Genomic DNA, 10,630 nt, shown 5'->3' on the forward strand with positions numbered 1-10,630 from the left:
GTAGGCAGCCATGGAGAATGCCGACGAGGCGGTTGCCGAGGGCGCGGAGTGCTTGGTGATGGGTGTCGCCGGTGTTGCGATGTTGGTTGTAGAAGGCCCGTGCACCGGGGCTGGTGGTGAGCGTGCAGAAGGCCCATTGGTCTAGTGCGTCGTAGAGACGTTTGTTGCGGACATGGCGGGCCAGTACGGCGCGTTTGCGGCCCGAGGCGACGGTCAATGGTGAGGTTCCGGCGTAGTTCTTGCGACACTTGGCAGTGGTGTATCGGTTCGGGTCGTCCCCGAACTCACCGAGCACCCGGGCGCCGAGAATGACACCAAGTCCTGGCAGGGAGCGGTAGATGTCGGCGTCCGGGTGTGTCTCAAAATGGTCAGCCAGTGCGGACTCGAGGTCGGCGATCTGGTGGTTGAGTTCAGCGATGACATGGACCGCGGCAGTCGTGGTGGCGCCGAAGGCCGCCGCGACCGCAGGAGCTGCGGTGAGGTGTTCGCGCCGTAGAGCGGCCTGAATCTCGCGGGCGCGGGTATCGATATTTCGTTGCCGCCCAGCAGCTTTGAGCGCAGAGCCGATCTTGGACAGACTCAACCGGGCGCCCTGCTCGGGAGTGGGTGCGCGGCCCAGTACCGCTAACGCGTCACGATCGGTGAGCGCGTCGAAGGCCTCTAACGCCGCGGGGTAGTACTCACGCAGCCCACTGCGCAGCATGTTGGCGTGTCGCACTCGTGCCCAGATCAGGCTCTGATGAGTGCGGGCCAGGACTTTAATCGCCTCCGCATCGGGGCTGTCGCCGGCAATCAGCCGGTGGTTATGCCGATCGGTGCGGACCAGATCGGCCAGCACCTTGGCGTCCCCGGCATCGGATTTCGCACCCGAGACGTGGTGGCGATCGCGGTAGCGGGCCGCAGCCATCGGATTAATCGCCCACACCCGATAACCGGCCGCAACCAACGCCGAGACCCATAAGCCGCGGTCGGTCTCGATTCCGACCATCACCTGATCGGGTTCCTCGGCGTGTGCGGCGATCAGCTCGTGCAAGCCCCGGATACCGGGCAAGCCTTCAGCTAATCGCCGCGAAGCTAATCGTTGGCCGGCCTCATCCATCAGATACACGTCGTGATGGTCTTCGGCCCAGTCGTCGCCGACGAAGATCATCAATGCACCTCCCACGGTCGTCGTTGACTCACCTTCGAGCCCCAGGACACCCGGCGGCGGACTAATGGATCAGTGCTCGCACTGGCACGACATCCCATCAGCGCTACAAGCGACCTCACCGAACTGGCCGGGGCACGATCTAGCCTTAGGAATCACATTCCAGTCGGACGAAGTGCTCACCGGCCAGCGGCTCGATGACCAGCGTCTCGCCCCCCAACCCCAAGCCGTCAACGCCACGCTGATCGACTCCCATTAGTCGTACACGGGCCGCCACATGGTATCCAGGACGGCTTGCCGAACATCGTCGTGCGTCTTGGTGGCCACTCCGTCTTCGACGGCGGCGTGATAGACGGCCTCGGCGACCGCCCTCGAGACAGCGCACAGGTTCTGCACGTCGGGCAACAGGGAATCTCCCGGATTTGTCGGATTAGCCTGTTGGGCAACGGCCTTGGCCGCCGCGTGCAGCATGCCCAGGGTGACCAGCCTGGCCCGGGCAACGATGATGCCCAGCCCGATTCCGGGGAACACGAGCACGTTGTTGGCCTGGCCGATGGCGTAGGTGGTGCCGTCGTATTGAACGGGAGCGACCGGACTGCCGGTAGTGATCAGCGCCCGGCCGCTCGACCACTCCAGCACGTCGGCCGGCATGGCCTCCATGCGCGAGGTCGGGTTGGAAAGCGGGAAAATCATCGGCCGTTCGCAGGATGCCGTCATCGCCTCGACGACCTCCTGGGTGAATGCGCCGAATACCGTTGAGGAGCCCAGCAGGATGGTGGGGGAGGCCAGCGTGATCGCGTCGACCAGTCCGACCCGATCCCCGGCGGCCACCCCCAGCTGGCGGCGGTTCTTGGCGTAAGGCACCTGGAAATCGCGCAGGTCGTCCATGTCGTCGAAGAGCAGACCCTGCTTGTCGATCGGCCAGATCTGCGACGTGGCCTGCTCGACGGTGGCGCCGTCGTCGACCATCGCATCACGGATCTGGTCGGCGACGCCGATGCCCGCGGTCCCGGCTCCGAAGACGACCGCTTTCTGGTCGCGCAGCGGGATTCCGGTGACATGCGATCCGCCATAGATGGCTGCCACGACCACCGCGCCGGTTCCCTGCACGTCGTCGTTGAACACGCAGTAATCGTCGCCGTGGGTCTGCAGGATCTTCCGCGCGTTGATCGGCCCGAAGTCCTCGAAATGCAGGATGGCATGCGGAAATAGCTGGTGGGCCGTCCGGATGTAGCGCTCGATGAACTCGTCGTACTCGTCGCCGCGGCGCCGCGCGTGTCGGTTGCCCAGATAGAACGGATCCTGCAGCAGCTGTTCGTTGTCGGTGCCGACATCCAGCGACACCGCGATGCAACGGCGGGGATCGATGCCGCCGCCGGCGGTGTAGAGCGCCAACTTGCCCACGGCGATTTGGATTCCGCCCACACCCCAGTCACCGATACCCAAAATCGCTTCGGCGTCGGTACATACGATCAGGTCGACGTCGTCGGGTCCCAGCCCGAAGGTTCGAAAGGCCTCCGCGATCTCGTCCGGCTCGTCGATGCTCAGGAAAAGGCCCCGCTGCCCGCGGTATTCATCGGAGAAGCGTTGAATGGCCTCGCCGACGGTGGGTGTGTACACCACCGGCATCAGCTCGGTCAGATGGTCTTCCAGCACCTTGTAATACAGTATTTCGTGGCGGTAGTGCAGTTGCTCGAGAAGCAAATTACGGCCTAAATCTGTTGCAAGGCTTTGCAATTGATGCCACACCCGGTCCGCTTGTTCATTGAGAGTGAGCACCGCCGACGGAAGCCGACCGGTCAGCCCCAGCCGCCGCCGCTGCTCGTGCGTGAAGCCGACCCCACGGTTCAGACTCGGCGCGGCCAACGCCGCCGGGATCCGCGGCGTGCAGGGATCGCTCATCACAACCTCCGTCGGATGACTTGGTGCGTCAGATCACGTTAGCGCCGATCTTGAGGAACACAGTGAACGCATCTTGAAAAGCACTTGACGGGCAGCCGCAAGACCGCAGTCGTCAGATGGAGAAGTCCTCGCCGTGCCACACCCCGGCTTCGGGCGGCCGTATCACCCGGTCAGTCTGCTGGCCGTCGCTCAGGGCCTCCAGCCGGGCCACCCTGGTGAGCAGGGACTGCAGGCTGACGCCGACGAGGTCGGGCATCATCGAGTCGTCTGGGCTGCCCCGTCCGTGGCGGCTGATGACCTGCCCGGGAACCCCGATGACCACGGAGCTCGACGGGACCGGCTTGACCACCACCGCGTTGGCGCCGATCCGGCTGTCGTCGCCGATTTTGATCGCGCCGAGGACCTTGGCCCCGGCGCCGATAATTACGCGGTCGCCGACGGTGGGGTGGCGTTTCCCGGTGTCCGCGCCGCTGCCGCCCAAGGTGACGCCGTGGTACAGCGTGACGCCCTCGCCCACCTCGGCGGTTTCTCCGATCACCACGCCGGTCGCGTGGTCGATGAACAGGCCGGCGCCGAGGATGGCACCGGGGTGGATCTCGACGCCGGTCAGGATGCGGGTGAGTTCCGCGAACGTCCGCGCGGCCAGCCTGGCGCGATGGTTCCACAGCCAGTGGCTGATCCGGTGGGCCCAGATGGCGTGCACGCCGGGATAGGCGAAGATGACCTGCAGCGTGGTGGGCCTGGCCGGATCGCGCTGTTTGGCCGCCCGTATGTCGCTGCGTATGGCCGCGAACATGGCTAACCGGCCAGGTCGGCGAACAGCGGCGTGCTCAGATACCGCTCACCGAAGTCGGGGAGTACGACGACGACCAGCTTGCCGGCGTTTTCAGGTCGGCGGGCCACCTGCAGGGCGGCCACCACGGCCGCCCCCGATGAAATGCCGACCAGCAGTCCCTCCTCCCGGGCCAAACGACGGGCCAAGGTGAGCGCGTCTTCGTTGCCGACGGTGATGACCTCGTCGACCAGATCCAGGTCGAGCACCGGCGGGACGAACCCGGCGCCGATGCCCTGGATCGGATGGGGTCCCTTCTGGCCGCCGGACAGGACCGGCGAAGCGGCCGGCTCTACGGCCACGAACTGGGCCGATGGCTTGCGTTCCTTGATGACCTGGGCCACACCGGTAAGAGTGCCCCCGGTGCCCACCCCCGCAACGAAGATGTCAATCTTCCCGTCGGTGTCGCGCCACACCTCCTCCGCGGTGGTCTTGCGGTGGATTGCCGGGTTCGCCGGATTCTCGAACTGTTGAGGCACGAAGTACCGCTGGTCGCTCTTGGCCAGTTCTTCGGCCTTGGCAATGGCGCCCGGCATGCCGTCGGCACCCGGCGTCAGGACGAGGTCGGCCCCCAACGCACGCAATAGCATTCGTCGCTCGGTGCTCATTGTCTCCGGCATGGTCAGCACGCACCGGTAGCCACGTGCCGCGCACACCATCGCCAGCGCGATGCCGGTGTTCCCGCTCGTCGGCTCGAGAATGATCGTGTCGGGCTTGATCAAGCCCGCTTCCTCGGCCGCATCCAGCATGGCGACGCCGATGCGGTCCTTCACGCTATTGGCCGGATTGAAGAATTCCAGCTTGGCCACGACGTCGGCGACGGCGCCTTCGGTGACCCGGCGCAGCCGGACTAGCGGCGTGTTTCCGATTAGCTGTGTGACGTCCTCGGCGATGCTCATAAAACTTCCTTAGGCGATGTCGGTACAAGACTGGTCGGCCTGCCAGGTGATGTCGAATTCGATGGCCACGTCCGTGGGTACGGTCAGGGCAATGGGTGTGAATCGCTGCGGGGCCCCATCCAGCGCCACTCCGGTCAGCACCCGCCCGGTGAGGTGGTGCGGTGTTGTTGCGGTCATTGTCGTTGCCGATGTGCCCGGTAACGGACGTAGGTAGAAGTCCGTACCGGGTTGAACGATGTCGTCGATATCGAAGCCGCCGGCGTCGACCAGTGTGTGTCCGTCAGAGACGCTGAGCGTCAATGGGATTGGCACTTGGAATGGTCCTATGAGTTCGGATTCGGCAGTTGCTTGGCTATCGACTAGTCGGAGTTCGTCAGTGTCGCGCAAGGCATTGCATGCCCCGGTGATTAGGTAATTGTAGAGGTGCACAACGCGGTCAGCATTGCGGTAGTGGCGAGAACCGGTCAACCAGAATTCGACATGGTCGATGCCAGCTGTGGAGGAGTGGCTTGTGGTGACCAGCCGGTAGTGGCGATAGCCGCGCCCCGCGCGGCCGTGGCTACTCGCCGAAAGGGTGCTGCCTACGCCGAGCGTACGTTGGTAGCGGCCCTTCCCCGAGTCGGTGATCAGTTGCGAGCCTGAAACATCTTGCCAAACAATGCCATTCGCTGACTTTTGCAGCTTCAGGTCGACGGCCACGTCAAAGTCCGTCCACAGCGAGTAGCCGCCCAGCTGTGGTTCGCCGTCGAATTCGAAGGTGATCACCGGTCCGGGACCCCGCTGCACCGCAATGGGAACGTTCAGCGGTCGGGTGTCGAGCGCCAGGCCGTTGGTGAAATGCCAGATCGCGGCCTGGGTCGCCGCGATGGCGTGGTGTTCGCTGATGTTGGCCGTTCCCAGCGGGTACCCGGCAGCGCGCAGGTGCCGGCTGAGTTCGGCAGTCGAGCGCATCGGAAAGGAGTGGCGCAGGATCCAGTCGACCTCGGCTTCGTAGCCGCGGGTGTGTAGGTGGGGCAGCGCGGCCCAAGTTCCCAGGCGGTAGCGCGACGGGTGATTGGGTGCGACTCCGGCGAAGTCCAGCGAGTAGGCATGCAGGTTGGGATTTAGCCGGATCAGATCGGTGCGCGCGGAGCTGCCGTCGGCGAAGACGATCGTGTCGACGGTGTGGGAGTAGGTGCCGCCGCGATAGCGCGTCATGCGGGTGACCTCGGTGACCGGCCGGACAAGTATGCGCTGGCGGGTCGCCACTTGCGTCACGCGGCGGCTGGATATGGACAGTACGGTCATGAGTTGCTGTTCTTTCTAAGAGACTTGTGAATGGCGCGCCCCTTGGAGCCCTGGTGGACAGGGAATCCCGTCCGTCTGGGGGGAAGGCGCGAGGATTTCTACGGCGTCAGAAGGCGTCAGGAAATCAACAGCAACAGCAACAGCAACAGCAACAACAACAGTCCACGGCGAGGCGGCGCGTAAGGACAAAGCGCGGCTGTGTGGCCTGGTGCATAGGCCTCACTATAGGGCATCAGCGGATTCGGATAGTTCCGCTCCCTCCGCTATAAACCCTTCGTCCGGGTCTTACACTGGCCTAGGCTCGGCGCACGGACCCGATCACGCGGGGCGATCATCGGCCTGCCGAACATCGCCGCAGTATTCGACCAAGCACGGAAGGACCACGATGACGTCGGCGCAAAACGAGTCTCAGGCACTTGGCGATCTCGCTGCCCGGCAGCTTGCCAACGCGACGAAGACTGTCCCGCAGCTCTCGACCATCACGCCGCGCTGGTTGCTGCACCTGCTCAGCTGGGTTCCGGTGGAAGCGGGTATCTATCGGGTGAACCGCGTGATCAATCCCGAGCGGGTCGCGATCAAGGCCGAAGAGGGCACCGGCACCGAAGAACCGCTGCCGGTGACCTACGTCGACTACGAGACCAGTCCGCGCGAATACACGCTGCGGACGATTTCGACCCTGGTCGACATCCACACCCGGGTTTCCGACCTCTACTCGAGCCCACACGACCAGATCGCCCAGCAGTTGCGGCTGACCATCGAGACGATCAAAGAGCGCCAGGAGTTCGAACTGGTCAACAGCCCCGAGTACGGGCTGCTTGCGCAGGCGACTCCGGAGCAGACGATCCAGACGCTGGCCGGTGCCCCGACGCCTGACGACCTGGACGCGCTGATCACCAAGGTCTGGAAAACGCCCAGCTTCTTCCTCACCCACCCACTCGGCATCGCCGCATTCGGCCGTGAGGCCACCTATCGCGGTGTGCCGCCCGTCGTGGTGAGTCTGTTCGGCGCGCAGTTCATCACCTGGCGTGGCATTCCGTTGATTCCGTCGGACAAGGTGCCGCTGGAGGACGGCAAGACCAAGGTCATCCTGGTGCGCACCGGCGAAGAGCGCCAAGGAGTGGTGGGCCTATTCCAGCCGGGCCTGGTCGGGGAGCAGGCGCCTGGGCTGTCGGTACGGTTCACCGGCATCAACCAGTCCGCGATTGCGACCTACCTGGTCACCCTCTACACATCCCTGGCTGTCCTCACTGACGACGCGCTCGCCGTGCTCGACGACGTCAATGTGGATCAGTTCCATGAGTACAAGTGAGTACCGAGCGGTAGACGCCGAAAGCGAGTTGCCCATCAGCGCCGCCGAACTCGCGGCACTGGCCAGCCAGCTCTATGCGGCCAGCATTCGGCCGGGATTCGACAGCCCGCCGCAGACCGCGCCCGTCGCCCCGCGCGGCAATGTGCCGGACACCACGGCTGCCGCGTCAACCGGGCAAGCCGCGGCGGGCGCAGCCGATCTCGACCAGGCACCGGTTCCGCTGATCGGTATCACCGACATCTACGTCCCGGCGCCGACGTCTCCCGAGCCTGAAGGTCCGCCGCACACGGTGCCCGTCGCCCCTCGGGGCAACGTGCCCGATACGACGGCAGCGTCCTCGGCCGCCGAGGCGGCCGCGGGCGTCGGCGATCCCTACCTGCCGCCCGGCATCGGCGACCTCAGCGCGTTCGCGGTGCCCAGCCAGGGCATCGTCCCGACGGTGCCCGGTGTCCTCGCGGGTGCGACGCCGACCGTCCCGGTGGCGCCGCGTGGTGCCGTGCCCGCGTCGCGGCCCGAGTGGCTGCCCGAGGCGCCGTCGGTTTCCGACCTGGGTTGGTCTGACGCACCCGTTGTTGCACCGATCGCACCGGCGGGGGACGAGCGCAGCTATGACTTCCTGACCAGAATCGAACCGGTGCCTGCGCTGCCGGACCGGCACGAGGTTTTCGACGTCAACGCGGTGCGCGCGGACTTTCCCATCCTGAAGGAGACGGTCAACGGGAAGCCGCTGATCTGGTTCGACAACGCGGCGACCACGCAGAAGCCACAGGTGGTGATCGACCGGCTGGCGTACTTCTACACCCACGAGAACTCCAACATTCACCGCGCGGCGCACGAGTTGGCGGCCCGGGCGACAGATGCCTACGAAGAAGCGCGCGACACGGTTCGGCGATTCATCGGCGCCTCGAAAGGCGAAGAGATCATCTTCGTGCGCGGTACCACCGAAGCCATCAACCTGGTGGCTTATGCCTGGGGCGGCAAGCATTTGCTGCCCGGCGATGAGATCGTTATCACTCATTTGGAGCACCATGCGAATATCGTCCCGTGGCAACTGCTTTCGCGGCAGACCGGCGCGATCCTGAAAGTCGCACCCGTTGATGACGCCGGCAATTTGCTGATGTCGGAATTCGAAGATCTGTTGGGGCCGAAGACGAAGCTGGTGGCGGCCACTCAAGTCTCCAACGCGCTGGGGACGGTGACACCGGTCGAACAGATCGTCGAGCTGGGCCACCGTTACGGCGCGCGGGTGCTGATCGACGGCGCCCAGTCGATTCAGCATCTGCCGGTCGATGTCAGTGAGCTCGGCGCCGATTTCTTTGTGTTCTCCGGACATAAGATCTATGCCCCCACGGGAATCGGCGTGCTTTACGGGACCGAGGAGGCGCTGGCCGAGACACCGCCGTGGCAGGGGGGCGGCAACATGATCGCCGACGTCACCCTGGAACGCTCGCTGTATCAGGGGCCGCCCAGCAAGTTCGAGGCCGGCACCGGCAACATCGCCGACGCCGTCGGGCTCGGGGAGGCGCTGCGTTACGTTCAGCGGTTGGGCATCGACCGTATTGCCGCCCACGAGCACGCCCTGCTGGACTATGCGACCCCGCGGCTGGCCGACATCCCGGGTGTGCGCCTGGTGGGCACCGCAACCGAGAAGGCCAGCGTGTTGTCGTTCGTGCTGGCCGGACATGACCCGGTCGAGGTGGGCAAGGCACTCAACGCCGAAGGCATTGCGGTGCGGGCCGGCCATCATTGCGCGCAGCCGATTCTGCGTCGTCTCGGCTTGGAAGCCACCGTCCGCCCGTCGTTTGCGTTCTACAACACATTCGAGGAGATCGACGTTTTCCTCAACGCGGTACGCCGGATTGCCGAGGGTGGCACCAACATCGGCTGAGCTCGCTAGATTTTTTCTGCTTGATTTCAACCCTACGGCAGGCGCCGGATCGCCTTTAAGCTGCCGGAGTGTTTTGTATGTGCAATCAGGCGGAGTGGCCGGATTGCGCAATGAATACCGCTAATCGTTTGCGGTAACACCAATTACGACGTTTTCTCGCTTCATTCTTAACGGGGGCCGCGTGAGCCGTATGGATGCATGGAACGACCGGGGCTGAACCGACCCCATGAACGGCACGACCATCGCAAAGCCCATGAACGCGCTGGGCGAGTTCTTTATGCTCAGCGCCGAGTCATTGGTGACGTTGGTCCGACGGCCGTGGGCCTGGCGCGAGATCCTTGAGCAGATTTGGTTCGTCGCCCGGGTGTCGATTTTCCCGACCATCATGTTGTCGATTCCGTACACGGTGCTCATCGTCTTCGTCCTCAACATCCTGCTCGTCGAGATCGGCGCAGGCGATCTTTCAGGTGCCGGTGCGGCGTTGGCGTCGGTGACTCAGGTTGGACCGGTCGTTACTGCGATGGCCGTTGCCGGCGCCGGGTCGACCGCCATGTGCGCCGACCTGGGCGCCCGCACCATCCGCGAGGAAATCGACGCGATGAAGGTGATCGGCATCAATCCGGTTCAAGCTCTGGTGGTTCCCCGCATCATCGCCGCCACGTTCGTCGCGCTGCTGCTCTACTCGGTGGTCGCGGTCACCGGGTTGACCGGCAGCTACATCTTTGTGGTCTTCGTTCAGCACGTCACCCCAGGCGCCTTCATTGCAGGGATGACACTGCTCACGGGGCTTCCGCAGGTGGTGATCTCCCTCATCAAGGCAACCCTGTTCGGATTGTCCGCCGGCCTGATCGCGTGCTACAAGGGCCTGTCGGTGGGCGGCGGCCCCACCGGTGTCGGGAATGCGGTGAACGAGACCGTGGTGTTCTCCTTCATGGCCTTGTTCTTCATCAACATCGTGATCACCGCGCTCGGAGTGAAGGCGACCGCTAAATGAGCGAAGCAGCGCGCGAGCCGTCATGGTTTGTCACTCTTGGCCCCAGGCTGGTGGCTTCCACCCGAAAGCTGGGCGAACAGACCGAGTTCTACGGGAAATCGTTGGCCTCCGCCGGTGATGCGGTACGACGCTACCCGGGAGAACTGCTGCGGCTGATCGCCGAGATGGGCATGGGCACGGGTGCGCTGGCGGTGATCGGGGGCACCGTAGGCATCATCGGCTTCCTCACTCTGACCACCGGTGCCCTAGACGGTATGGGGGGCTGGGGCCTCGCTCACATGTGAACGTGGGTTGCCGACAGGGTGGTCCTGGTCGGTAGAGCCACAGATGTGGGAGGCCCCAGTGGAGATTTATCGTACGAGTGTCGGGTTG

Annotated in this window: 9 protein-coding genes and 1 pseudogene; 4 read left to right on the forward strand and 6 right to left on the reverse strand. The window is 64.5% G+C overall.

Features of this window, described 5'->3' with window-relative positions:
* The 6 genes from ACLP4W_RS20955 to ACLP4W_RS20980 all read right to left on the reverse strand — a co-directional run.
* On the reverse strand, window positions 1-1,150 hold a 1,150-nt coding region (locus tag ACLP4W_RS20955), incomplete at its 3' end, for an IS110 family transposase (RefSeq protein ID WP_442389228.1).
* Window positions 1,151-1,402: 252 nt separating this feature from the next.
* On the reverse strand, window positions 1,403-3,049 hold the full coding sequence (locus ACLP4W_RS20960) for an NAD-dependent malic enzyme (protein ID WP_442389230.1): 1,647 nt from the start codon (window positions 3,047-3,049) through the stop codon (window positions 1,403-1,405).
* Window positions 3,050-3,161: 112 nt separating this feature from the next.
* Entirely contained in the window at window positions 3,162-3,845 is a 684-nt protein-coding gene (gene cysE / locus ACLP4W_RS20965; RefSeq protein WP_442389232.1) for a serine O-acetyltransferase, read from the reverse strand.
* A gap of 2 nt (window positions 3,846-3,847) precedes the next feature.
* Complete coding sequence (gene cysK / locus ACLP4W_RS20970) at window positions 3,848-4,780, reverse strand: cysteine synthase A (RefSeq protein ID WP_442389234.1); 933 nt, start codon at window positions 4,778-4,780, stop codon at window positions 3,848-3,850.
* A 9-nt stretch (window positions 4,781-4,789) separates the two neighbouring features.
* Window positions 4,790-6,067: a thioester domain-containing protein gene (locus tag ACLP4W_RS20975; protein WP_442389236.1), complete on the reverse strand. Its 1,278-nt coding sequence runs from the start codon at window positions 6,065-6,067 to the stop codon at window positions 4,790-4,792.
* A gap of 124 nt (window positions 6,068-6,191) precedes the next feature.
* Window positions 6,192-6,281, reverse strand: a complete 90-nt coding sequence (locus ACLP4W_RS20980) for an Rv2334A family Cys-rich leader peptide (protein WP_442389238.1) — start codon at window positions 6,279-6,281, stop codon at window positions 6,192-6,194.
* A gap of 171 nt (window positions 6,282-6,452) precedes the next feature.
* Between ACLP4W_RS20980 and ACLP4W_RS20985 the strand changes: the two genes are divergently transcribed.
* The 4 genes and pseudogenes from ACLP4W_RS20985 to ACLP4W_RS21000 all read left to right on the forward strand — a co-directional run.
* Complete coding sequence (locus ACLP4W_RS20985; protein ID WP_442389240.1) at window positions 6,453-7,376, forward strand: family 2A encapsulin nanocompartment shell protein; 924 nt, start codon at window positions 6,453-6,455, stop codon at window positions 7,374-7,376.
* Window positions 7,363-9,264, forward strand: a complete 1,902-nt coding sequence (locus ACLP4W_RS20990) for a family 2A encapsulin nanocompartment cargo protein cysteine desulfurase (RefSeq protein ID WP_442389241.1) — start codon at window positions 7,363-7,365, stop codon at window positions 9,262-9,264. Before ACLP4W_RS20985 ends, ACLP4W_RS20990 begins: the two co-directional genes overlap by 14 nt.
* 226 nt (window positions 9,265-9,490) lie before the next feature.
* On the forward strand, window positions 9,491-10,258 hold the full coding sequence (locus tag ACLP4W_RS20995) for an MlaE family ABC transporter permease (protein ID WP_442389243.1): 768 nt from the start codon (window positions 9,491-9,493) through the stop codon (window positions 10,256-10,258).
* A pseudogene (locus ACLP4W_RS21000) lies at window positions 10,255-10,524 on the forward strand (ABC transporter permease); the annotation flags it as partial. The gene ACLP4W_RS20995 and the pseudogene ACLP4W_RS21000, both read left to right, overlap by 4 nt.
* Window positions 10,525-10,630: the final 106 nt, after the last annotated feature.

It is taken from the genome of Mycobacterium sp., from assembly GCF_052145595.1.
Taxonomy (GTDB): Bacteria; Actinomycetota; Actinomycetes; order Mycobacteriales; family Mycobacteriaceae; genus Mycobacterium.